16 protein-coding genes are annotated in these 23362 nt (G+C 67.5%); 14 read left to right on the top strand and 2 right to left on the bottom strand.

Annotation, left to right across the window (positions count from 1 at the left end):
- The first annotated feature begins 109 nt into the window (after positions 1 to 109).
- The 8 genes from gap (at position 110) to AC5P8R_RS02560 (ending at position 11918) form a co-directional block, all read left to right on the top strand.
- A complete protein-coding gene (gene gap, locus AC5P8R_RS02525; protein WP_005414333.1) occupies positions 110 to 1114 on the top strand; it encodes a type I glyceraldehyde-3-phosphate dehydrogenase in 1005 nt (334 codons plus the stop codon).
- Positions 1115 to 1239: 125 nt separating this feature from the next.
- Positions 1240 to 3918 carry a DUF2339 domain-containing protein gene (locus AC5P8R_RS02530; RefSeq protein ID WP_495222962.1) on the top strand — a complete coding sequence of 893 codons (2679 nt, stop codon included), beginning with the start codon at positions 1240 to 1242 and terminating at the stop codon, positions 3916 to 3918.
- Positions 3915 to 5291 carry a DUF3999 domain-containing protein gene (locus AC5P8R_RS02535; RefSeq protein WP_032962132.1) on the top strand — a complete coding sequence of 459 codons (1377 nt, stop codon included), beginning with the start codon at positions 3915 to 3917 and terminating at the stop codon, positions 5289 to 5291. The genes AC5P8R_RS02530 and AC5P8R_RS02535 overlap by 4 nt, the downstream gene beginning before the upstream one ends.
- 624 nt (positions 5292 to 5915) lie before the next feature.
- Positions 5916 to 7091: a phosphoglycerate kinase gene (locus tag AC5P8R_RS02540; RefSeq protein ID WP_014648236.1), complete on the top strand. Its 1176-nt coding sequence runs from the start codon at positions 5916 to 5918 to the stop codon at positions 7089 to 7091.
- Positions 7088 to 7741: an HAD hydrolase-like protein gene (locus AC5P8R_RS02545; protein WP_014648235.1), complete on the top strand. Its 654-nt coding sequence runs from the start codon at positions 7088 to 7090 to the stop codon at positions 7739 to 7741. The genes AC5P8R_RS02540 and AC5P8R_RS02545 overlap by 4 nt, the downstream gene beginning before the upstream one ends.
- A gap of 210 nt (positions 7742 to 7951) precedes the next feature.
- Positions 7952 to 9418 carry a pyruvate kinase gene (gene pyk / locus AC5P8R_RS02550; protein WP_032959168.1) on the top strand — a complete coding sequence of 489 codons (1467 nt, stop codon included), beginning with the start codon at positions 7952 to 7954 and terminating at the stop codon, positions 9416 to 9418.
- 223 nt (positions 9419 to 9641) lie between these two features.
- The gene (locus tag AC5P8R_RS02555) at positions 9642 to 10646 is read left to right on the top strand and encodes a class I fructose-bisphosphate aldolase (RefSeq protein ID WP_014648233.1); all 1005 of its coding nucleotides are present in this window, start codon (positions 9642 to 9644) and stop codon (positions 10644 to 10646) included.
- A gap of 129 nt (positions 10647 to 10775) precedes the next feature.
- On the top strand, positions 10776 to 11918 hold the full coding sequence (locus AC5P8R_RS02560) for an ABC transporter substrate-binding protein (protein ID WP_495222963.1): 1143 nt from the start codon (positions 10776 to 10778) through the stop codon (positions 11916 to 11918).
- A gap of 92 nt (positions 11919 to 12010) precedes the next feature.
- Here the strand turns inward: AC5P8R_RS02560 and AC5P8R_RS02565 are convergent, their stop codons facing one another.
- Complete coding sequence (locus AC5P8R_RS02565) at positions 12011 to 12610, bottom strand: O-acetyl-ADP-ribose deacetylase (RefSeq protein ID WP_014648231.1); 600 nt, start codon at positions 12608 to 12610, stop codon at positions 12011 to 12013.
- Between the two features lie 273 nt (positions 12611 to 12883).
- Positions 12884 to 13843, bottom strand: coding sequence for a cysteine synthase A (cysK, locus tag AC5P8R_RS02570; RefSeq protein ID WP_014648230.1), 960 nt, complete (start codon positions 13841 to 13843; stop codon positions 12884 to 12886).
- Positions 13844 to 14051: 208 nt separating this feature from the next.
- Here cysK and AC5P8R_RS02575 point away from each other — a divergent pair, with 208 nt between their 5' ends.
- The 6 genes from AC5P8R_RS02575 to AC5P8R_RS02600 all read left to right on the top strand — a co-directional run bounded on the left by AC5P8R_RS02575 (position 14052) and on the right by AC5P8R_RS02600 (position 23309).
- The gene (locus AC5P8R_RS02575; RefSeq protein WP_010481448.1) at positions 14052 to 15035 is read left to right on the top strand and encodes a LysR family transcriptional regulator; all 984 of its coding nucleotides are present in this window, start codon (positions 14052 to 14054) and stop codon (positions 15033 to 15035) included.
- 627 nt (positions 15036 to 15662) lie between these two features.
- Complete coding sequence (locus tag AC5P8R_RS02580; protein ID WP_495222964.1) at positions 15663 to 16082, top strand: DUF2946 family protein; 420 nt, start codon at positions 15663 to 15665, stop codon at positions 16080 to 16082.
- Between the two features lie 72 nt (positions 16083 to 16154).
- Positions 16155 to 18218 carry a TonB-dependent copper receptor gene (locus AC5P8R_RS02585; RefSeq protein WP_495222965.1) on the top strand — a complete coding sequence of 688 codons (2064 nt, stop codon included), beginning with the start codon at positions 16155 to 16157 and terminating at the stop codon, positions 18216 to 18218.
- Positions 18219 to 18491: 273 nt separating this feature from the next.
- The gene (locus AC5P8R_RS02590; protein ID WP_032957171.1) at positions 18492 to 19598 is read left to right on the top strand and encodes an efflux RND transporter periplasmic adaptor subunit; all 1107 of its coding nucleotides are present in this window, start codon (positions 18492 to 18494) and stop codon (positions 19596 to 19598) included.
- On the top strand, positions 19595 to 22720 hold the full coding sequence (locus AC5P8R_RS02595; RefSeq protein ID WP_014648225.1) for an efflux RND transporter permease subunit: 3126 nt from the start codon (positions 19595 to 19597) through the stop codon (positions 22718 to 22720). The genes AC5P8R_RS02590 and AC5P8R_RS02595 overlap by 4 nt, the downstream gene beginning before the upstream one ends.
- The gene (locus tag AC5P8R_RS02600) at positions 22713 to 23309 is read left to right on the top strand and encodes a GNAT family N-acetyltransferase (RefSeq protein WP_495222966.1); all 597 of its coding nucleotides are present in this window, start codon (positions 22713 to 22715) and stop codon (positions 23307 to 23309) included. Before AC5P8R_RS02595 ends, AC5P8R_RS02600 begins: the two co-directional genes overlap by 8 nt.
- The last annotated feature ends 53 nt before the right edge of the window (positions 23310 to 23362 follow it).

Raw genomic sequence — 23362 nt, forward strand, 5'->3', positions numbered from 1 at the left:
GTGGGCCGGCCGGCGGTCCCGGCTGGCCCACGGTGGCCAGCGGCGGTTTGCTAGACTTGTGGGCCCTATCCATCCCGCCGCACCTGTCGCGGCCGCAGGAGCTTGAGAAATGGCAATCAAGGTTGGTATCAACGGTTTCGGTCGCATCGGGCGTAACGTCCTGCGCTCGGCGGTGCTGAACTTCGGCGACGACATCGAAATCGTGGCCATCAACGATCTGCTGGAGCCGGACTACCTGGCGTACATGCTCAAGTACGACTCCGTGCACGGCCGCTTCAAGGCCGACGTGGCGGTGCAGGGCAACGACCTGCTGGTCAACGGCAAGAAGATCCGCCTGACCCAGGAACGCGACCCGGCCAACCTGAAGTGGGATGAAGTCGGCGCTGATGTGGTGCTGGAAGCTACCGGCCTGTTCCTGACCAAGGAAACCGCGCAGAAGCACATCGATGCCGGCGCCAAGAAGGTCATCATGTCGGCCCCGTCGAAGGACGACACGCCGATGTTCGTGTATGGCGTGAACGACAAGACCTACGCCGGCCAGGCGATCATCTCCAACGCTTCGTGCACCACCAACTGCCTGGCCCCGCTGGCCAAGGTCATTAACGACAAGTGGGGCATCAAGCGCGGCCTGATGACCACCGTGCATGCGGCCACCGCCACCCAGAAGACCGTCGATGGCCCGTCCAACAAGGACTGGCGCGGCGGCCGTGGCATCCTGGAAAACATCATTCCCTCGTCCACCGGTGCGGCCAAGGCCGTCGGCGTGGTCATTCCGGAACTGAACAAGAAGCTGACCGGCATGAGCTTCCGCGTGCCGACCTCGGACGTGTCGGTGGTCGACCTGACCGTCGAGCTGGAAAAGGAAGCCACCTACGCCGAGATCTGCGCCGAAGTGAAGGCACAGAGCGAAGGCCCGCTGAAGGGCATCCTGGGCTACACCGAAGACAAGGTGGTGGCCACCGATTTCCGCGGCGAAACCTGCACGTCGGTGTTCGACGCCGATGCCGGCATCGCCCTGGACGGCACCTTCGTCAAGCTGGTGACCTGGTACGACAACGAGTGGGGCTACTCGAACAAGTGCCTGGAAATGGCCAAGGTCATCGCCGCCAAGTAAGGCCGGCGTAGATCGCAGACGAACCCCGGCCTGGCCGGGGTTCGTCGTTTAAGGGGCCCACCCTGTCGTAGCATGGGGCGGTCGACCGCTGCCGCTGGGGCGCGGGAACGCAATGGAAGCACGCAATGGAAGCACTGATCGCACTGGTCGTATTGGTCCTGTTGGCCATCCCCCTGCTGCTGGTGGTGGCGCTGGTGATGATCTCCGGCCTGCGCCGCCGCGTCGCGGCGCTGGAAAGCGCGATGGCCGCCGCGCCTGCCACCGCCAGGCCGGCCGCCAGCGCGCCCACGCCCGAACGGGCTGCGGCCACGCCCACGGCCAGTGCCGATCCACCGTTCCTGCGGCCGGTCGCCGCTGCTGCGCCGCACCCCGCGCAGCCAACGGTGCGCGAAGCAGCGCCGACCGAGGCGCCTGTTCCCCGACCTGCTGCGCCACCGCCGGTGCCCCCGGTGCCGGTGCAGCCGCCGCTGCCTTCCGAGCCGGCACTGCCCAACGTCATCGAGCGCGGCATCAGTGCGGTCAAGCGCTGGTTCACCGAAGGCAACGTGCCGGTCAAGATCGGCATGCTGGTGCTGCTGGCCGGTGTCGCGGCGCTGCTGAAGTACGTCAGCGACCAGGGCTGGCTGGTGTTGCCGATCGAGCTGCGCTTGGCCGGCATCACCGTGGGGGCGCTGGGCCTGCTGGCCTTTGGTTGGCACCAGCGCGAGCGCCGGCGCCTGTTTGCGCTGGCATTGCAGGGCGGTGCCATCGGCGTACTGCTGCTGACCATCTTCGCGGCCTTCAAGCGCTTCGACCTGATTCCGCCGGGCTTCGCCTTCGCCAGCTCCATTGCCCTGGTGGCCGGGCTGTGCGTGCTGGCGGTGGTGCAGAACTCGCGCACGCTGGCCGTGCTGGGCATCCTGGCTGGCTTCATGGCACCGCTGTGGCTGTCCACCGGCAGCGGCAATCACGTGGGGCTGTTCAGCTATTACGCGGTGCTCAACGCGGGCATTTTCGCCATCGCCTGGTTCCGCCCTTGGCGCGCGCTGAACCTGCTGGGCTTCGCCTTCACTTTCGGCATCGGCACCTTCTGGGGCGTGCTGCAGTACGTACCGGACAAGTTCAGCAGCACTGAGCCGTTCCTGCTGTTGTTCTTCGTGTTCTACCTGCTGATCCCGCTGCTGTACGCGCGCCGCCAGCCGGCCGGCCGGCGCGATCTGATCGATGGCAGCCTGGTGTTCGGCGCGCCGCTGGTCGCATTCTCGTTGCAGGCAGGCATGCTGCACGAACAACCGATGACGCTGGCACTATGCGCGCTGGGCCTGGCCGCGATCTACGCGGTACTGGCACGGGCGCTGATCGCACGTGCGTCGTACACCATGCTGGCGCAGTCGCATGCCGTGCTTGCGGTGGGCTTCGCCACGCTGGCGGTGCCGCTGGCCTTGTCGGCGCGTGCCACCGGTGCCGTGTTTGCGCTGGAAGGTGCAGGCCTGGCCTGGTTGGGGCTGCGCCAGAAGCGCTGGCTGCCGCAGGTATCCGGCGCGTTGCTGCAGATCGGCGCCGCATTCGCCTTCGTTGCCGGTGGCGACCACTGGCACGAAGACCTGCGCTTCCTGATCAACCCGACCGCCATCGGCGCGCTGTTGCTGGCCCTGGCCGGCTTCGCGTCGGCGTGGAGCTACCAGCGCAGGCCACGTCATGACGTCGCACTGGTGTACTACCTGTGGGGCCTGCTGTGGTGGCTGGGCGGCCTGGTCCATGAGATCACGCGCTTCTTCCCGTACCGCACCGAAGTGGACGCGTTGCTGGTGCTGGCCGCGGTCACTGCCTGGCTGGTGGCCGAAGTGCAGCGTCGCCAGCCGGCGCGTGCACTGGGCGTGACCGCACTGGCCATGCTCGCGCTGGGCTTCCCGCTGGCCCTGGTGCAGAGCGATGCACACCACCAGCCGTTCGCCGGTTATGGCGCGCTGGCCTGGGCGGTGTTCGCGGTGCTGGGCGTGCGGACCCTGCTGTGCCTGCGCCAGGGCGGCGATACCGTGGCCCGCATCGCGCAGTTCCTGTGGTGGCTGCTGTGGCCGTCGCTGCTTTCGCTGCTGGCCCTGTGGGGCGGTGGCGAAGCCGATCTGGCGCAGGGCTGGACGACGCTGCTGGTGACCTTGCCGTGGCTGCTGATGGCGGCACTGTCGCTGTGGCGCTGGAATGCGCTGCGGTGGCCGCTGGGGCAGGCTTTCGACAGCGTGCGCGCCCCGCTGCAATGCGTGCTGTTCGGCCTGCTGTCGATCGGCTGGCTGTTTGGCCAGCTGCTGCCGGGCGACGCCGCGCCGCTGTTGTGGCTGCCGGTGCTGAATCCAGCCGAGATCGGCCAGTGGTTGAGCCTGCTGCTGCTGGCGCGCTGGCTGTACGGCGATCAGCAACCGCAGGCACCGCAGGCATTGCTGAACATCCGCATGCCGCTGCTGGCACTGGCGGCCTTCGTCGCACTGACCAGCCTGGTGCTGCATGGCGTGCACCAGTGGGGTGGGCTGGCATGGAACGCGTCGATGATGCGCTTCAGCCTGGCCCAGACCAGCCTGACCGTGTTGTGGAGCGTGCTGGGCGTGATTGCCTGGGTGTGGGGTTCGCGTCGTGGCCAGCGTGTGCTGTGGATGGTCGGTGCCGTGCTGATGGGCGTGGTACTGGCCAAGCTGGTTATTGTCGATCGCCAGCACCTGGGCAACCTGCTGGGCATCGCATCGTTCATCGCCTACGGCCTGCTGTGCACGGTCGTGGGTTATCTGGCACCGGCTCCGCCGAGCGTGGCGCCGACCGTGGAGGAAAAGCAATGAGGAAGTGGAGCAGGGCGCTGCTGCCGGCGATGTTCGGCATGCTGGCCGCCGTCGTGGTGCAGGCGGCTGATTACCGCACGCAGTATGCCGAGCAATGGCCGCTCACATTGTCCAGCGCGCAGTCCGGTGCCTACCGCATCGTGCTGGAGCCGGCGATCTACCGCCGTGCCGTGAGTCCCGACCTCAGCGACCTGCAGGTGTTCAATGCAGCCAGCCAGCTGCTGCCGTCGGCACTGCTGGCGCCGGACCAGCCGCTGGCGCAACCGCCGGTGCAGCGTGAACTGCCGTGGTTCGTGCTGCCGCCGCTGGCCGATGCCCAGCGCAACGATCTGCAGCTGCTGACCGAGCGTGATACCGATGGGCGCGTGCGCCGGGTCGAAGCGCGGGTGAGTGGCGGGGCGACGGCGAACGGGCAGGGCGGCTGGCTGATCGACGCCAGCATGCTCGACCAGCAGCCGCTGGCGGCGCTGGTGCTGGACTGGGCCGACAGCGGCCAGCCGCTGCAGGCGCAGGTTCAGCTGGATGCCAGTGATGACCTGCAGCACTGGCGATCGATGGGTCGCGACGTGCCGCTGGTGGATCTGCAGCGCGCCGGCAAGCGCCTGCTGCAGCGCCGCCTGCAGGTGGACGGCACTGCACGCTACCTGCGCATCCTGGCGCAGGGCGACTCGCGGCTGCCGACCCTGCGCGGCGTGTTGGCGGAACTGCCGCCAGCGCCGGCCACGCTGCCGTGGGAATGGCTGTCGCTGGAGCCGACGTCGAAGGGCAAGGGCGAATACACCTTCGAGATGGATGGCCGGTTCCCGGTGGCGCGCGCCGATGTGGCCAGCACCGACAACAGCCTGGTGCAATGGACGCTGTTCAGTCGTGATGATGAGAGTGCCGAGTGGCAGCGCCGCAGCGCGCCGTGGATCGCCTACCAGGTGCAACAGGGCACGCAGGGCCAGCGCCAGCAGTCGGCGGCGCAGCCGCTGGGCGGCGTGCACCGCGACCGCTACTGGAAGCTGGTGGCGAATCCGGCGGAATCTGCCACTGCGCCGACGCTGCGCCTGGGCTACCAACCGGAAGTGCTGGTGTTCCTGAGCCAGGGTGCGGCGCCCTACGCACTGGCGGTGGGCAGCGCGACCGCGCGCCGCACGGACGCGCCGATCGGGGTGTTGATCGAGGAACTTCGGCAGCGCAACGATCCGTCGTGGCAGCCGACGCTGGCGCGACTGGAAGGCAGCCCGGAACCGCTGGCGGGCGACGCGGCGCTGAAACCGCAGCATGACTGGAAGTCGTGGCTGTTGTGGGCGCTGCTGGGTCTGGGCGTGCTGGTGGTGGGTGGCCTGGCGCTCAGCCTGCTTCGGCAGAAGCCGACGCCTTCGGCGTAGGTTCCGGCGAACGGCGCAGCCCCTCGTGGGTGGCTGCAAAGCGCGATCCCGTGGATGGGCCGAGCGGGTGGGCTGGGCAGGGGACGCCGTGAATCCGTCCCTGGAGGCTTAGCCGCGCCATCCATGGCGCGGATACCCCTGCCCAGCCCACCCGCCCGGCCTCTGACAGTTTCCGTGTGCGTCCACCCACGGAAAGAAAAAAGAAGAGCAAAAGCTGCTTGGCTGGGCGCTCTTTGTAGAGCCGAGCCCACGCTCGGCTGCTGCTCGCGGTAGACCCAGCCGAGCATGGGCTCGGCTCTACATTGGTTTCTCCGACATCAGAAACCGCTCTTGCTCCTGCCTTTGCCATCCGCTCCGCCTCATGAACCTGTCGAGGCCGGGATGGTGTGGGGTGGCAGGGGTGTGAGCCGCATGGATGCGGCGACCAAGCCCCCATGGACGGGTTTACGGCGTCCCCTGCCACCCCACAGCACCCCGGCTCACCCTCAGCACCAAGAAGCGCCAGCGCTTTGGCTGTTGCAGTTCGCTGTTGCCGTACGCCTCTGCCTGCCGCAGGCATCGCCACCCGATACAATGGCCGCCTGCCGTAGCCCGGCATCCCGTCCCTGAGCCAAAGAGTTGCCCATGTCCATCGTCCGCATGACCGACCTCGACCTCTCCGGCAAGCGCGTGCTGATCCGCCAGGATCTGAACGTGCCGATCGAGAATGGCCGCATCACTTCCGAACAGCGCATCACCGCTTCGCTGCCGACGCTCAAGCGCGCGCTGGAGCAGGGCGCGGCAGTGATGGTCACCTCGCACCTGGGGCGCCCGAAGGAAGGCGTGTGGAGCGAGGCCGACTCGCTGGCGCCGGTCGCCCAGCGCCTGTCCGAGCTGCTCGGCCGCGAGGTTCCGCTGGTGCGTGACTGGGTCGACGGCGTCGACGTGCAGCCGGGCCAGCTGGTGCTGCTGGAAAACTGCCGCATGAACGTCGGCGAGGGCAAGGACGACGAGGCCCTGTCGAAGAAGTACGCCGCCCTGTGCGACGTGTTCGTGATGGATGCCTTTGGTACCGCACACCGCGCGCAGGCCTCGACCCATGGCGTCATCCGCTTCGCCCCGGTCGCGGCCGGTGGCCCGTTGCTGATGGCCGAGCTGGACGCGCTGGCGCAGGCGCTGGACGCACCGGCCAAGCCGCTGCTGGCCATCGTTGCCGGCAGCAAGGTCAGCACCAAGCTGGAACTGCTGGCCAACCTGGTCGGCAAGGTCGACCAGCTGATCGTTGGTGGTGGCATCGCCAACACCTTCATCGCTGCCGCCGGCTACAAGGTCGGCAAGTCGCTGTATGAGCCGGACCTGCTGGACACCGCGAAGAAGATCGTGGCCGATGCCAAGGCGCGTGGCGCCGACATCCCGCTGCCGGTCGACGTGGTCACCGCCAAGCAGTTCATGCCGGACGCTGTTGCCGAAGTGAAGGCGGTCGACGCCGTCGCCGAGGACGACCTGATCCTGGATATTGGCCCGCAGACCGCTGCGCAGTACGCGCAGCTGATCGGAAAGGCCGGCACCGTGGTCTGGAACGGCCCGGTCGGCGTGTTCGAGTTCGAAGCCTTCAGCAAGGGCACCGAAGCGCTGGCCCGCGCCATCGCCAGCTCGCCGGCATTCTCCATCGCGGGCGGTGGCGACACCCTGGCGGCGGTCGACAAGTTCGATATCGCCGGACAGGTCAGCTATATCTCCACTGGCGGTGGTGCGTTCCTGGAGTTCCTGGAAGGCAAGACCCTGCCGGCCGTCGCCGCGCTCGACGCGCGCGGCGCATGAGTGCCGACCGTAGCAAGGATGTCCTGTTCTTCGACCTCGACGGCACGCTGATCGATTCGCAGGTGGGCATCACCGCCTGCATCGCCTATGCGCTGCAGAAGATGGACCATCCGGTGCCGCCGCAGGAGACGCTGCTGGGCTGGATCGGTCCGTCGCTGCGCACCACCTTCGCGCCGCTGTTCGTCGAACCGGCACGGGTGGAACAGGCGGTGGGCTACTACCGTGAGCGCTTCGACGTCGAAGGCTGGCGTGAACACACGGTGTACCCGCAGGTGGAAGACACGCTGCGCACGCTGCATGGCCGTGGCCACCGCCTGGCGGTGGTCACCGCCAAGAACGAGCCGCATGCGCGCCGCATCCTTGCGCACCTGCCGTTTGGCGGGCTGTTCGAGGAGATCATCGGTTCGACCTTGGATGGCTCGCGCAGCCACAAGCCGGAGCTGGTCGGGGAAGCTCTGCGCCGGCTGCAGGTGCAGCCCGCACAGTGCTGGATGATCGGCGACCGCCGCATGGACATCGAAGGCGCGCGTCACCACGGCCTGCGCAGCGTGGGTGTGCTGTGGGGCTTTGGCGGTGAGGCGGAACTCACCGCGGCCGGCGCTGGCCAGCTGGCACGCGAACCGGCGCAGCTGGAAACGCTGCTGGCCTAGCTTCCTGTAGCGCCGAGCCGATGCCCGGCTGCTCCGGCGAGTGGCCAGCCAGGCATGGGCTCGGCTCTACGGAATGCCCTGCGCCAGCGTATGTCCGGACAATGTCCGTTGCATGACCTGCGGAGTCAGGCAGCACAAGGCTGTAACCGTATACATGCGGCGTGAAGGATGTGCTAATTTCCGTTCTTTAACGGGAGAGGCCCATCCACCATGTTCGAGCGTCAGCGTCGCACCAAGATCCTTGCCACCCTCGGTCCGGCCACTGATCCGCCGGGCGTGCTGGAGGATCTTTTCCGCGCCGGCGTCAATGTGGTGCGCCTGAACTTCAGCCATGGCGATCCGTCCGGCCAGGCCAAGCGTGCTGCCGAAGTGCGCGCCGCGTCGGCCCGCGTGGGCGTGGAAGTGGGCATCCTGGCCGACCTGCCGGGCCCGAAGATCCGCATCGAGCGCTTCGCCGAAGGCAAGGTGCAGCTGAAGGCGGGTGACCGCTTCGACCTGATCGCCAGCGAGAACGCCGGCCCGGGCAACGCCAGCCAGGTGGGCGTGAGCTACCTCGGCCTGCCGCAGGACGTGGGCCCGGGTGATGTGCTGCTGCTCGACGACGGCCTGATGCAGCTGCAGGTGGTGGAAGTGCAGGGCGAGCGCATCGTCAACACCGTGCTCAACGATGGTGTGTTGTCCGACCGCAAGGGCCTGAACAAGCAGGGCGGCGGCCTGTCGCTGGGTGCCCTGACCGAGCGCGACAAGGAACTGATCGGCATCGTTGCCAAGATCGGCGTGGACTTCATCGCCGTGTCGTTCTGCCGCAACGCGCAGGACATGAACGACGCGCGCGACATCGCCCGCTCGCACGGCTGTGATGCCGCCCTGGTGTCGAAGATCGAGCGCACCGAGGCGATCGAGAACCTGGAAGAAATCGTCGAGGCCAGCGACGTGGTGATGGTTGCCCGTGGCGACCTTGGCGTGGAAATCGGCGATGCCGAGCTGCCGGGCCTGCAGAAGAAGATCATCAAGGCCTCGCTGGCGCAGAACAAGGTGGTGATCACCGCCACGCAGATGCTGCAGTCGATGGTGGAAAGCCCGATCCCGACCCGCGCCGAAGTGCTGGACGTGGCCAACTCGGTCATCGACGGTACCGACGCGGTGATGCTGTCGGCGGAAACCGCCGCCGGTGCCTACCCGGTCAAGGCGGTGGAAGCGATGGCACGCATCTGCCTGGGTGCCGAGCGCCAGTTCCAGACCGAGACCGATTTCAACGCCTCGCCGCGCAACCTGGAACGTGCCGACCAGGCAATTGCCATGGCTACCATGTTCCTGTCGCAGCATGTGGGCGTGCGCGCGATCGTGGCCATGACCGAATCCGGCGGCACCGCGCGTTACCTGTCGCGTTTCCGCGCCAAGGCGCCGGTGTTCGCGGTCACCCGCCACGACGGCGCGCGTCGCCAGATGGCGCTGATGCGCGATGTGTTCCCGATCAACTTCGACAGCCGCGGCCTGACCCCGCGCGAAGCGGCGCGCGGCAGCATCCGCCTGCTGGTCGAATCGGAACTGCTGCAGGCCGGTGACCGCGTTGTGTTCACCAGCGGCGAGCACATGGAAACCCATGGTGCCACCAACACCCTGCGCCTGCTGGAAGTGGGCGAGGATGGCCGCGCCATCGGCCTGGGCGATCTGTAAGCCCTGACGGTCGGGTCGGCGCTGCCGATCCGGGGTCAGAGCCCTGAAGGGATCTGACCCCGTACTGACCAGGGGTCAGATCCCTGAAAGGGCTCTGACCCCATGCCGCAGGACATCCTTTGTCCTGCGTAGACGTGGAAGCGTTTCCATCCTGTCCTCCACGGCGAGGCAACGGGCAGCAGGGCTATACTTACGTTTTTCCCGCACCCGCCACAGGAAATACATGAGCATCGAACAGCTGGCTGAAACCGCCCAGGCCATGGTCGCCCCGGGCAAGGGCATCATCGCGATCGACGAATCCACCGCTACCATCGCCAAGCGTTTCGCCGGCGTCGGTATCGAGAACACCGAGGAGAACCGTCGCGCCTACCGCGAGCTGCTGCTGACCACGCCGAAGCTCAACGAGCACATTTCCGGCGCCATCCTGTACGACGAGACCATCCGCCAGTCGACCAAGGACGGCGTGCCGTTCGCCAAGTACATGGCCGACCACGGCATGATTCCGGGCATCAAGGTGGACAAGGGTGCGCACCCGCTGGCCGGCTGCCCGGGCGAGCTGGTGACCGAAGGCCTCGACGGCCTGCGCGAGCGCCTGCAGGAGTATTACAAGCTGGGCGCGCGCTTCGCCAAGTGGCGTGCGGTCATCAACATCGGCGAGAGCATCCCGTCGGGCACCTGCATCGAGTCCAACGCCCATGCGCTGGCCCGCTATGCAGCGCTGTGCCAGGAATGCGGCCTGGTGCCGATGGTCGAGCCGGAAGTGATCATGGACGGCGACCACGACATCGAAACCTGCTACGAAGTCACCGAAGCCACCCTGCGCTCGCTGTTCGACGCGCTGTACCAGCAGAACGTGCTGCTGGAAGGCACCATCCTGAAGGCCTCGATGGTCATCTCCGGCAAGGACTGTGAAGAGCAGGCCGATGTCGAGGAAGTGGCCGAGTCGACCGTGATGTGCTTGAAGAGCACCGTGCCGGCGATCCTGCCGGGCGTGGTGTTCCTGTCCGGTGGCCAGAGCGACGAGCAGTCCACCGAGCACCTGAACGCGATGAACCAGCTGGGCAACCTGCCGTGGCCGCTGAGCTTCTCCTACGGCCGCGCCATGCAGCAGGCCGCGCTGAAGCTGTGGGCCAAGGACATGAAGGGCAACTACGCTGCTGCCCAGAAGACGGTGTACGAGCGCGCCAAGGACAACGGCCTGGCCGCGCTGGGCAAGTGGAACGGTTGATCCGTCCCATCGCCGGATGAACAAGGCAGCGCCGGCATCACGCCGGCGTTTGCTTTTGCGGGTATCTTTTCCGCCCCCGCGTGCCTGGCCGGTATGCGGGAACCACATGGAAGGCCAAGGAGAAACAACATGCGTTTGGCAGCAATCACACTGGCCGTTGCCACGGTCCTGGTCGCCAGCGGTTGCAACCGCATCGGCGGCGGCGCGGACGCGGGCAAGGCCGCGTCACTCGATTTCGACAAGCCGGTATCCGGCGAGATCACCTCGCGCAGTGGCATCAACTACAACGACGGCAGCCACCACCAGCTCTACCAGATCAAGCTGGAAGACAAGCAGCTGGTCGGGCTGAAGCTGACCGGTTCGCTGAGCGGCTCGATCGCCGTGTTCAACAACGGCAGCCTGGTGGCCAGCAGCAACACCGGCTACGAGCGCGAAGGCGACGTCTCGGTGGCCTTCCGTGCCAACGGTGGCGGCACCTACCAGGTGGCGGTCAACGCCAACGGCTCGACCGACTACGGTCCTTACCGCCTGCGCGCCGAGAAGCTGGTGCCGTACGACGGCAAGCCGCTGGCGGGCAGCGGCGAGATCGTCGACATGCTGGCCGGTGGTTCCCAGGACTACACCCTGCAGGTGGACAAGGCCGGCCTGTACGAGATCCGCCTGGTGTCGGATGTCTTCGATCCGGTGCTGAAGCTGTCGGGCCAGGGCGTGGATGCAGAGAATGACGATGGCGGCGACAGCACCAACTCGCGCCTGACCCTGTCACTGAAGCCGGGCAAGTACACCCTGACCGCGCGCGGCCTCGGCGACGGCGTCAGCGGCATGTTCACCCTGTCGGCCAACCGCATCGAGCTGCCCGGCAATCTGGTCGAGCGCGATGGCACGGCACTGCCGAAGTCGGGCAGCGTGTACACGATGCTCGACAACGATGGCCGTCGCCGCTTCCTGCTGTCGCTGGACCGCCCGGCCGATGTGCGCCTGGATGCGATTTCCAGCCAGGTTGATACCGTGCTGCGCGTGGTCGGTGGCGACGTCGAGCTGACCGACGACGATGGTGGCAACGGCACCAATTCGCGCCTGGAAGAGACCCTGCCGGCCGGTCATTACACGGTCGACGTGTCCAGCCTGAACAATGGCGCGGGCATGGTGGAAGTGCGCGTGCAGGTGGATGGCGCCAGCGCCGATGGGGCTGCGGCCTCGGCGGCACGCGCCGCAGGCGACGCAGCCGCCGTGGCCGATGACGCCGCCGCGGTGGAAGCTGCCAGCCGTTGAGCGTGACCCACGCCATGCGTGGCTGAGCACAACGGTGCAACGGAAAAGGCCGGGTACTGCCCGGCCTTTTTCTTTACGTCGCGCACCGGGATTCAGTGCGCGGCGGCAAAACCCGCATCACCCAGCGGCGGCAGCATCGACCCGCGCGGTTCGCTGTCCGCGCTTTGCCCGGCGGCGCTCAACGCCTGCTGGTAGGCCTTGGCCGTAGCGGTATTGAACGCCACCAGCACGATGCGCATCGGTTGCGCATGGCTGCGCTGCCACGCCAGTGTTTCGGTCACTGCGATCTGCGCCGCCTGGTACAGCGGATAGCCATAGACGCCGCAGCTGATCGCCGGGAACGCGATCGACTGCACGCCCAGCGACTCGGCCAGCTGCAGCGACTTCCAGTAGCAGTTGGCAAGCAGCGCCGGTTCGTCGCGCTGGCCGTCATGCCAGACCGGGCCCACCGTGTGCAGTACATGGCGCGCCGGCAGCGCATGGGCGCTGGTGGCGCGTACTTCGCCCGTCGGGCAACGCACGCCCGGGCGCAGCTCCGGCAACTGCGCGCACTCGGCCAGCAATGCGGGGCCGGCCGCGCGATGGATCGCGCCGTCGACACCGCCGCCACCGAGCAGTGTTTCGTTGGCCGCGTTGACGATCGCATCCACCGCCAGGGTCGTGATGTCACCCTGCCAAACCTCGATCTTCATGCGTCCGTCTCCTGCCTGTGAGGTGATCCGCGCAGCATCTGCGCCGGCTGTTCCCACGGTAGGGGACAGGGCATCGATACTGCGTCATGACCGTCTCACGCGCTGCGATCCGACGGCCTTCACGCACGATGGCGGGCGACGCCTTCACGCAGGCTGAAGCAGAACGGGGTCAGATCCTTTCCCGCATGGGAAAGGCTCTGACCCCTGTCGCTGATCCACGTGGGTGGGGTCAGAGCCCTTTCCCTGCGGCAAAGGGATCCGACCCCGGGCGGTTTACGGCAGGCCGGCCAGCCAGTCGTCGTCGGAGCCTTCGTTGACATCGGCGAACAGCGGTGTGGAGAAATAGCGTTCACCGGTGTCCGGCAGCATCGCCAGGATCACCGCGCCGGGTTCGGCGCGGGCAGCCACGTCCAGCGCGCTGGCCACGGTGGCACCGGCAGAGATGCCGACGAAGATGCCTTCCTCGGCGGCCAGGCGGCGCGCGGTGGCGATCGCGCGGTCATCTTCGACCGAGACCAGTTCGTCCACCACATCGCGGTTGAGCACGTCCGGCACGAAGTCCGGGGTCCAACCCTGGATCTTGTGCGGCTTCCAGTCATCGCCCTTGAGCAGGGCGGCGCCGGCCGGCTCGGTGGCGATGATGCGGGTCTGCGGGCGCGCGACCTTCAGCACTTCGCCCACACCAGTGAGCGTGCCGCCGGTGCCCCAGCCGCTGACGAAATAGTCCAGCCGCTTGCCGGCGAAGTCGCGCAGGATTTCCGCGGCGGTGGTGTTGCGGTGATAGGCCGGGTTGGCCGGGTTGGCGAACTGGCTGGCCAGGAACCAGCCGTGCTGTTCGGCCAGTTCGGCTGCCTTGCGCACCATGCCGCTGCCGCGTTCGGCGGCCGGGGTCAGGATCACCTTGGCACCATAGGCACGCATCAGCTTGCGGCGCTCGACCGAGAAGGTCTCGACCATGGTCGCCACGAACTTGTAGCCGCGCGCTGCGGCGACCATCGCCAGTGCCACGCCGGTATTACCCGAGGTGGCCTCCACGATGGTGTCGCCCGGCTTGAGCAGGCCACGCGCTTCAGCGTCGAGGATGATCGCCAAAGCCAGGCGGTCCTTGACCGAGCCGCCCGGATTGAACGACTCGACCTTGGCGTAAACGCTGACCTGCGGCGGTGCCAGACGCTGCAGCTTGACGATGGGGGTGTTGCCGACGGTGTCGAGGATGGAGTCGTACAGGGCCATGGAAGCGCTCCGGAAACGGGGCCGCGCCGGGCTTCGGCGGGCGAAGGGGGAGGGCTGGCTGTTCAGGCCAGCGGCTGCCGGCTGACCGTAGCGCCGGCATATGACGCCCGGAAATGACCAGATACCTTTCTTAAACAACCTTTGGTTATAAGCTGGTGACGGCAATTGACCCTAGAGTGGACCTCCGCCCCACGCCGCCTGCCTGCCCATGACGCTGACCCAGCTGCGCTACCTGGTTGCCATCGCCGACGCCGAGCTGAACATCACGCTGGCCGCCTCGCGCGTGCATGCCACCCAGCCCGGCTTGTCCAAGCAGCTCAAGCAGCTGGAGGACGAGCTGGGTTTCCTGTTGTTCGTGCGCAAGGGCCGCAGCCTGGAGTCGGTCACCCCGGCCGGGACCGAGGTGATCGCCCGCGCCCGCGCCGTGCTGGCCGAGGCCAACAACATCCGCACCTACGCGGCCAACCAGCGGCGCGAGAGCCAGGGCCAGCTGATCCTGACCACCACCCACACCCAGGCGCGCTTCGTGCTGCCGCCGGCGGTGGCGGCGATCAAGCAGGCTTACCCGCAGGTCAGCGTGCACCTGCAGCAGGCCGGTGAAGCCGACGCGCTGGATCGCTTGAACCAGGGTGACGCGGATATCGCCATCATCAGCACCGCTGGGGGAGAGCCCACCGATGGCATCGCGGTGCCACTGTTCCGCTGGCGACGCCTGGTGGTGGTGCCCAAGGGCCACCCGCTGGACCGCGCCGGGCGTGCACCGGACCTGGCCGCGCTGGCCCGGCAACCATTGATCAGCTACGAATCCTCGACCCGCCCGAATTCGTCGCTGCAGCGTGCGTTTGCCGCCAACGGGCTGGTGCCGGATCTGGCGCTGACCGCGCTGGATGCCGATCTGATCAAGACCTATGTGCGTACCGGCCTGGGCGTGGGCCTGCTGGCCGAAATGGCGGTCAGTTCCAACGATGAAGACCTGAGGTCGTGGCCGGCGCCGGACCCGATCAGCGAGTGCATCGCCTGGGCGGTGCTGCCGCGTGACCGCGTGCTGCGTGATTACGCGCTGGAGCTGGTGCATGTGCTGGCACCGCAGATCGATCCCCGCGACCTGCGGCGGGTGCTGGATGGCAACCAGGCGGCCGCGTGGCCGGTGCCACCGACCTGGGAATCACTGACCCAGACCATCACGGTGTGAGGGGTTGGTCGAGCAGGGCTTGCAGCCCTGCACCTGCCGCGGCATTCAAGCAACAGCAACAGCAACAGCAACAGCAACAGCAGAAGCGGCATTCCGTGGGTTGGCGGGGCGGTGTCGGAGTGCGGGGACGCTGCAAGTACGTCCCTGTAAGCTTGGCAGCCGCATCCATGCGGCTGACACCCCGCACTCCGACACCGCCCCACCTCTGACAGATCTTCGCGGCTGTTGGTAGGTGTCGACCTTGGTCGACACGGTAGATCCACGCCATGCGTGGATGAAAGCTGTCAGATATCGAAATACATCTGGGGTCAGATCCGTTTTCCTTCGGAAAACGGATCTGACCCCAAAGCCGTTCCAACAGACCGCAGGAAACTGTCGAAGGCGGGGTGGGTCCGGTTGCGGGAGTGTCCGCGGCATGGATGCCGCGGCCAAGCCCCCATGGATGGGTTTACGGCGTCTCCCGCAACCGGACCCACCCCGCCTACCCACAGGAACCCGCTTTTGCTGTTGCTTCGGCTCTTGCCGTGGACGTGGCCTCTGCAGGTGCAGGGCGCAGCCCTGCCGATAAACCCCTCCTGCGACGGTTCGTCGCACGGGCAACCCTGGACCCGGCTCTACACTAGCGGGATGACCCGGCTGTCCCGCCCGCAGCGCCTTCTGCTCCAGCTTGCCGTCCTGGCGACGCTGCTGATGGTGCTTGCGCCGCTGGTCAGCCGCGCGCTGCATGCGCAGCCGATGGACCACGCTGCGATGGCCGGCATGGACCACGCGCACATGCAGCATGATGGTGCCGTAGCGGGCCAGAGCCCCTTGCCCGGGCACACGGATCCGACCCCACCGGCCGATCCCCACGCCATGCACGGCGAAGCCTGCGAATACTGCGTGCTGGCGATGCGCCTGCTGCCGTGGCTGGCCGTGCTGGTGCTGCTGTTGCCGCTGTTGTGGCGGCCGCGGCTGGTGTTCCCCTGGTCGCGGCAGGTGCTGCCCGCGCTGTGCTGGCCGGCGCATGCCGCGCGTGGGCCGCCGCCTTTCTCCATCGTTCGCTGATGTCCCTGTCGAATCTGCCGCACGACGCCTGACCGGGCGCCGTGCGCGCGTGCGTACCTTGGAGCTGTTCCGATGAAAATGACTTCCCGCCCCGCGGGCGCCTGTGCGCGCCTGCCGGTTGCCCTTGGCCTGGCCGCAGCTGCAACGCTCGCCCATGCCGCGCCCGCCGAAGAGGCGCGTACCCTCGACACCCTGGTGGTCACCGCTGCCGCACCGTCCTCGCCACTGCACTGGGTGACCGACCCACGCCTGCCGCGGCAGCCGGTACCCGCCAGTGATGGCGCCGATTACCTGAAGACCGTTCCCGGTTTCTCCGCCATCCGCAACGGCGGCACCAACGGTGACCCGGTGCTGCGCGGCATGTTCGGTTCGCGCCTGAACATCCTCAGCAATGACGGCAACCTGATCGGTGCCTGCCCGTCGCGCATGGACAATCCGCTGTCCTACATCGCGCCGGAGAGCTTCGACCGGCTGACCATCATCAAGGGCCCGCAGAGCGTGCGCTGGGGCGCAGGTGCCTCGGCTGGCACCGTACGCTTCGAGCGCGATACACCGCGCTTCGAAGAGCCGGGCCTGCGTGCCGATGCCAGTGCGCTGGTCGGTTCGCGCAACCGCAACGACCAGGTGCTCGACCTGACCCTGGGCAACCCGACCGGCTATGTGCGCGCCAGTGGCAACCGTTCCGAAGCCGATGACTACAAGGACGGCCACGGCGATGTGGTGCCATCGAAGTGGCGCAAGTGGAACGGTGACGTGGCGATCGGCTGGACGCCGGATGCCGACACGCTGCTGGAAATTTCTGCCGGTGCCGGAGATGCGATCGCACGCTATGCGGGACGGGGCATGGACGGGGCCGCGTTCGAACGCACCAGCTATGCCGCGCGCTTCGAGAAGCGCAACCTGCCGGGTGCGTGGGACACGGTGCAGGCCAACGTGTACTACAACGAGGCCGATCACGTGATGGACAACTATACGCTGCGTGCGCCGAACCCGAACAGCATGATGCCGATGCCGATGGCCTCGAACGTGGATCGCCGTACCCAGGGCGGCCGGGTCAGTTCCGAGTGGCGCTGGCAGGACGTGCAGCTGGTGGCGGGCGTGGACGGCGAAGACAGCCGCCATCGTGGCCGCATGGGCATGGGCCGCGGCACCTATCGCCAGGTGGCGTGGGAGACCGATGCCCACTTCCGCCGCTATGGCGTGTTCACCGAGTTGACCCTCGGCGCCGGCACCGATCAGCGTTGGATCAGCGGCCTGCGCATCGATCGCGCCAGCGTGCGCGACGAGCGGCAGTCGCTCCGCGGAATGATGGGCAACATGCCCAATCCGACTGCGGGCCAGCGTCGCAAGGAATGGCTCGGCAGTGGCTTCCTGCGCTACGAGCAGGACCTGGCCGACGGCCTGACCTGGTACGCCGGCCTCGGCCACAGTGAACGCATGCCCGACTACTGGGAGCTGTTCTCGCCCGACCACGGCCCGGCCGATGCGGTGAACGCGTTTGCCGGCATCCAGCCCGAGCGCACCACCCAGCTCGACGCTGGCCTGCAGTACAAGGGACCGCGCGTGCAGGCCTGGGTCTCGGCGTACGCCGGGCAGATCCAGGACTACATCCTGTTCACCTACCACCGCAGCGGCGCGATGGGGATGAGCCAGGCCAGCAACGTCGATGCGCGCATCGCCGGTGCCGAGGCGGGGCTGGAAGTGAGCGTGGCCGAACAGTGGAAGCTGGGTGGCACGCTGGCCTATGCCTGGGGCGAGAACCGCGACCAGCAGCGTCCGCTGCCGCAGATGCCGCCGCTGGAAGCGCGCCTGAGTGCGAACTGGGAAGGCCAGCGCTGGAGCGCCGGTGCGCTGCTGCGCGCGGTGACCCACCAGCACCGTGTCGCAGATGGCCAGGGCAACGTGGTCGCACAGGATCTCGGGCCGAGCGGGGGCTTTGCCACCTTCGCGCTCAACGCGGCGTACCGTTTCGGTTCGCAGCTGCAGCTCAGCGCAGGCGTCGACAACCTGTTCGACCGCGCCTACAGCGAGCACCTGAACCTGGCCGGCAGCGCCGACTTCGGCTTCCCGGCCGACCCGGTGCGCATCAACGAGCCGGGGCGCAGCGTGTGGATGAAGCTGAACTACCGGTATTGATCCGCCGGATGTAAAAAAACGGGGCCGGATCCCCGCCAGGATCCGTCCCCGCCCGACGCCCTCCGTCGGGCAGCTTCGACTCTACGATGACTGACCCGGTGGTGCACGACGGGATACACCCCGATACACGCCGACACTGCCCATGGCAGCCTTGCACGGAATGGGTTCAAGGCGCTATCGCAGCCCTGGTTCCACGCCGGTAAACGCTTGGCACATACCGCTTTCAGGGGCACTTGCCTACACTCGGCGGCCGTGGATCAATTTGGACCGTTCATGTTGGCTCGTATCGCTTCGACCCTGGCCCTTGGCCTCAGCCTGGCCGTGCTGGCCGGGTGCGCAGGCAAACAGGAGGCCGCCGCGCGTCGGCAGGGAGAAGCGGTGCCGGTCACTGCGCAGGTCGTGCAGTCCCGTCAGTGGAGCGACACCCTGCAGGCGCTTGGCACGGCCAAGGCGCGCGAATCGATCAGCGTGACCGCCAAGGTCAGTGAGATCGTCGAGAAAGTGCATTTCGAAAGCGGCCAGCACATTGCTGCCGGTGCGCCGATCGTGACCCTGCGTGGGCAGGCCCAGGAGGCCGCACTGGTGCAGGCGCAGGCGACCTTCCATGAAGCCGATCAGCTGTACAAGCGCCAGCGCGAGCTGGCCGCCCAGCGGCTGGTGTCCAGCGCCACGCTGGATACGCAGAAGTCGATCCGCGATGCCGCCGAAGCGCGCGTGATGCAGATGCAGGCAGACATCGGTGATCGCCGTGTGCGCGCGCCGTTCGCCGGCGTGCTCGGCATCCGCCAGGTCAGCCCTGGCTCGCTGGTGACCCCGACCACGGTCATCGCCACGCTCGATGACATCGAGCACATGCACATCGATTTCCAGGTGCCTGAAGTGGAACTGGCTGCGCTGGGCGTCGGTGACAAGGTCAGCGCCACCAGCGTGGCCTGGCCGGGCCGCACCTTCGAGGGCGTGGTCAGCACCATCGATGCGCGCATCGACCCGGCCACCCGTGCCGTGACCGTGCGCGCCGACTTTGCCAACGGCGACCATGCGCTGCGTCCTGGCATGCTGCTGGACGTACGCCTGTTCCGCCCCGAGCGCCCGGCGCTGGTGATTCCGGAAATCGCCGTGGTGCAGGTCGGTCGCGATACCTTCGTGTACCGCATCAAGGCTGACGACAGCGTCGAGCGTGTGGACGTGGTAACTGGCGCGCGCCGTGCCGGCGTGGTCGAGATCAGGCAGGGTCTGGAAGCGGGCCAGCGCATCGTGGTCGATGGCACCGGCAAGCTGCGTCCGGGCCTGAAGGTTGCCGCCAAGGACGCAGCGCCCGCCAGTGGTGCAAAGCCCGCTGAAGACGCTGCGCCGGCCGCGGCCGAGGGCCACGGCGGATGAAGCTGTCCGACATCTCCATCCAGCGGCCGGTGTTCGCCGTGGTGATGAGCCTGTTGCTGCTGGTGCTGGGCGTGATGTCCTTCACCCGCCTGACCCTGCGCGAACTGCCGGCCATCGACCCGCCGATCGTCTCGGTCTCGGTGGACTACACCGGCGCCTCGGCGGCGGTCATTGAAAGCCGCATCACCCAGGTGCTGGAAGATGCGCTGGCCGGCATCGAAGGCATCGATACGATCAATGCGCGCAGCACCAACGGCCGCTCGCAGGTCAGCATCGAGTTCACCTCCAACCGCGATATCGAAGCGGCGGCCAACGACGTGCGCGATGCGGTCAGCCGCGTGGCCGACCGCATGCCGGAAGAGGCGCGGCCACCGGAGATCGCCAAGGTCGAAAGCGATGCCGACCCCATCATCTGGTTCAACATGGTCTCCTCGACCATGGACACGCTGGAGCTGAGCGACTACGCCGACCGTTACGTGGTCGATCGCTTTTCCAGCCTCGATGGCGTGGCCCAGGTCCGCATCGGCGGCCGCCAGCGCTATGCGATGCGGATCTGGCTGGACCGGGACCAGCTGGCCGCACGCGGGCTGACCACCGGCGACGTGGAAACCGCGCTGCGCAACGAGAACGTGGAGCTGCCGGCCGGCCGCATCGAGTCGACCGACCGTGATTTCACACTGCGCGTGGAGCGCAACTACATCAAGCCCGAAGACTTCGCGACCATCCCGCTGGGCAAGGGCCGCGACGGTTACGTGGTGCGCATGGGCGACGTGGCGAAGATCGAGCTGGCCTCGGCCGAACGCCGCGCGTACTACCGCAGCAACGGCGAACCGGGCATCGGCCTGGGCATCGTCAAGACCTCCACCGCCAACTCGCTGGACGTGGCGCGTACCGCGCGCGCTGAAGCCGAGCGGGTGGCGCTGACCCTGCCCAAGGGCACGCAGATCTTCGTCGCCTTCGACAACACCACCTTCATCGAAGCGGCGGTGGACCGCGTCTACGCCACGCTGGTGGAAGCGATGATCCTGGTGCTGGCGGTGATCTGGCTGTTCCTCGGCAGTTTCCGCGCCGCGTTGATCCCGGCGGTGACGGTGCCGGTCTGCCTGGTCGCGGCGTTCATCGCGCTGTACGCGTTCGATTTCTCGATCAACCTGCTGACCCTGCTGGCGCTGGTGCTGTGCATCGGCCTGGTGGTGGACGATGCGATCGTGGTGGTGGAGAACGTGCAGCGCCGCATCGACCTGGGTGAGCCACCGCTGGTGGCCTCCAAGCGCGGCACCGCGCAGGTCGCCTTCGCGGTGATCGCCACCACCGCCGTGCTGGTGGCAGTGTTCCTGCCGGTCGGCTTCCTGGAAGGCAACACCGGGCGCCTGTTCCGCGAGCTGGCAGTGGCGCTGGCCGCCGCCGTGGCGTTGTCCGCGTTCGTGGCGCTCACACTGACGCCGATGATGGCCTCCAAGCTGCTCAAGCCGCACACCGGGCAGGCGCCACGTGGCCTGCACGGCTTCATCAACCGCAACCTGGAACGCCTCGCGGGTGCCTATGGGCGGGTGCTCGATCACCATGTCGACCGCACCTGGATCTACCTGCTGGTGATGGTGGCCGCGCTGGTCGCCAGCTGGGGCCTGCTCAAGCTGCTGCCCTCGGAACTGGCGCCGGCCGAAGACCGCGGTTCGTTCCAGATCATGATCGACGGCCCGGAAGGTGCCGGCTACGACTACACCGTGCAGCAGGTGCAGCAGGTGGAGGCGCTGCTGGCCCCGCATGTCGGCCCGGACAAGCCGATCGTGCGTGCCAACCCGCGCGTGCCCGGTGGCTTCGGTGCCAGCGAGGAAATGCACACCGGCCGCGTCAGCATCTTCCTGCAGCCGTGGCGCCAGCGCAGCGAGGCCACGCCGGACGTGGCCAACGAACTGCAGAAGGAACTGGACACCATCCGCGGCGTGCGTGTGCGTACCCAGGTCGGTGGCGGCCTGGTGCGCAGCGGCGGGCAGCCGTTCCAGATCGTGCTGGGTGGGCCGGAATACGCGGAGATCGCGCAGTGGCGCGACCGCATCCTGCTGCGCATGGCCGACAACCCCGGCCTGGTCGGCCCCGACTCGGACTACAAGGAAACCCGGCCGCAGATGCGGGTCAACATCGACCGCCAGCGTGCGGCCGATCTCGGCGTGCCGGTCACCGCGATCGGTTCGGCGCTGGAAACCATGATGGGCTCGCGCCGCGTCACCACCTTCGTCGACAACGGCGAGGAGTACGACGTGCTGGTGCAGGCCGGACGTGACGGTCGCGCCAGCCCGGCCGACCTGGCCGCGATCCGCGTGCGCGCCACCTCTGGCGAACTGGTGCCGCTGTCCAACCTGGTCACGTTGAGCGAAGTGGCCGAGGCCGGCACCCTGAACCGCTTCAACCGCCTGCGCTCGATCACCATCAGTGCCGGCCTGGCGCCGGGCTATCCGCTGGGCGAGGCCATTGCCTGGGCGCAGAACGTGGCCCAGGAAGAGCTGCCGCAGTACGCGCAGGTGAACTGGAAGGGTGAATCGCGCGAGTACCAGAGCGCCGGTGGCGCCGTGCTGCTCACTTTCGCCATGGCCCTGCTGGTGGTCTACCTGGTGCTGGCCGCGCAGTTCGAGAGCTTCATCCACCCGCTCACCATCATGCTGACCGTGCCGCTGGGCGTGCTCGGCGCGCTGGTCGGGTTGTGGGTGAGTGGCGGTACGGTGAACCTGTTCAGCCAGATCGGCATCGTGATGCTGGTTGGCCTGGCCGCGAAGAACGGCATCCTCATCGTCGAATTCGCCAACCAGCTGCGCGACGATGGGCGCAGCGTGCGCGAGGCGATCATTGAATCGGCGATGGTGCGCCTGCGCCCGATCCTGATGACCTCGATCGCCACCGTGGTCGGCGCCATTCCGCTGGTGGTGGCCGGTGGTCCCGGTTCGGCCAGCCGTGGCACGATCGGCATCGTGATCATCTTCGGCGTGACCCTCTCGACCTTCCTGTCGCTGTTCGTGGTGCCGGCGTTCTACGCGCGGCTTGCCCCGTACACCCGTTCGCCGGAAGCGGTGAAGCGCGAGCTGGAGAAGCAGGAAGCGGAATCGCCGTCGGTGGGCGGCCATGCCTGACCGGCACACCGACGGGGTCGGACCAGGGGTCGGATCCCTTTCCGGAACGGAAAGGGCTCTGACCCCGCCACTCCAGGGTGAAGGTTTCCGACTGCGTCCCTGGCGCAATGAAGACCTGGAATCGCTGCTGCGCCACGCCAACGATCCCGAGGTGTCGCGCGGCCTGCGCGACCGTTTCCCGTACCCGTACACGCGCACCGATGGCGAGGCCTTTCTCGCCGGCCGCGTGCTGGCCCCCGGAACCCTGAATCTGGCCATCGAGATCGACGGCCAGGCCTGCGGCAGCGTCGCTGCCCAGCAGGGCATGGCCGAGCGTGGGCACACCGCCGAACTGGGCTACTGGCTGGGCCAGGCCTATTGGGGGCACGGCGTGATGACCCGTGTGGTCGGGCTGTTCGCACCGTGGGTGATGGACGAGCTGCGCCTGTTCAGGCTGCAGGCCACGGTCGTCGACTTCAACCTCGGCTCGGCGCGGGTGCTGGAGAAGAACGGCTTCCAGGAGGAGGGCGTGGAGCGCTGCGCGGTCTACAAGCGCGGCGTGCTGCACGACCTTCGCCGTTTCGCCCGGGTACGCACCCAGCTGCCGTGAACACGCGGGCTGGCCGTTGTAGAGCCGAGCCCATGCTCGGCTGCCCTCGGGGG

This window comes from Stenotrophomonas sp. YJH_SMC_73 (genome assembly GCF_059370155.1).

Coding starts and splice junctions, on each gene's coding strand:
- pyk (WP_032959168.1), top strand. CDS start 7,952: ATGTTCGAGCGTCAGCGTCGCACCAAGATCCTTGCCACCCTCGGTCCG.
- AC5P8R_RS02540 (WP_014648236.1), top strand. CDS start 5,916: ATGTCCATCGTCCGCATGACCGACCTCGACCTCTCCGGCAAGCGCGTG.
- AC5P8R_RS02600 (WP_495222966.1), top strand. CDS start 22,713: ATGCCTGACCGGCACACCGACGGGGTCGGACCAGGGGTCGGATCCCTT.
- AC5P8R_RS02595 (WP_014648225.1), top strand. CDS start 19,595: ATGAAGCTGTCCGACATCTCCATCCAGCGGCCGGTGTTCGCCGTGGTG.
- AC5P8R_RS02555 (WP_014648233.1), top strand. CDS start 9,642: ATGAGCATCGAACAGCTGGCTGAAACCGCCCAGGCCATGGTCGCCCCG.
- AC5P8R_RS02575 (WP_010481448.1), top strand. CDS start 14,052: ATGACGCTGACCCAGCTGCGCTACCTGGTTGCCATCGCCGACGCCGAG.
- cysK (WP_014648230.1), bottom strand. CDS start 13,843: ATGGCCCTGTACGACTCCATCCTCGACACCGTCGGCAACACCCCCATC.
- AC5P8R_RS02535 (WP_032962132.1), top strand. CDS start 3,915: ATGAGGAAGTGGAGCAGGGCGCTGCTGCCGGCGATGTTCGGCATGCTG.
- AC5P8R_RS02530 (WP_495222962.1), top strand. CDS start 1,240: ATGGAAGCACTGATCGCACTGGTCGTATTGGTCCTGTTGGCCATCCCC.
- AC5P8R_RS02580 (WP_495222964.1), top strand. CDS start 15,663: ATGACCCGGCTGTCCCGCCCGCAGCGCCTTCTGCTCCAGCTTGCCGTC.
- AC5P8R_RS02545 (WP_014648235.1), top strand. CDS start 7,088: ATGAGTGCCGACCGTAGCAAGGATGTCCTGTTCTTCGACCTCGACGGC.
- AC5P8R_RS02560 (WP_495222963.1), top strand. CDS start 10,776: ATGCGTTTGGCAGCAATCACACTGGCCGTTGCCACGGTCCTGGTCGCC.
- AC5P8R_RS02590 (WP_032957171.1), top strand. CDS start 18,492: ATGTTGGCTCGTATCGCTTCGACCCTGGCCCTTGGCCTCAGCCTGGCC.
- gap (WP_005414333.1), top strand. CDS start 110: ATGGCAATCAAGGTTGGTATCAACGGTTTCGGTCGCATCGGGCGTAAC.
- AC5P8R_RS02585 (WP_495222965.1), top strand. CDS start 16,155: ATGAAAATGACTTCCCGCCCCGCGGGCGCCTGTGCGCGCCTGCCGGTT.
- AC5P8R_RS02565 (WP_014648231.1), bottom strand. CDS start 12,610: ATGAAGATCGAGGTTTGGCAGGGTGACATCACGACCCTGGCGGTGGAT.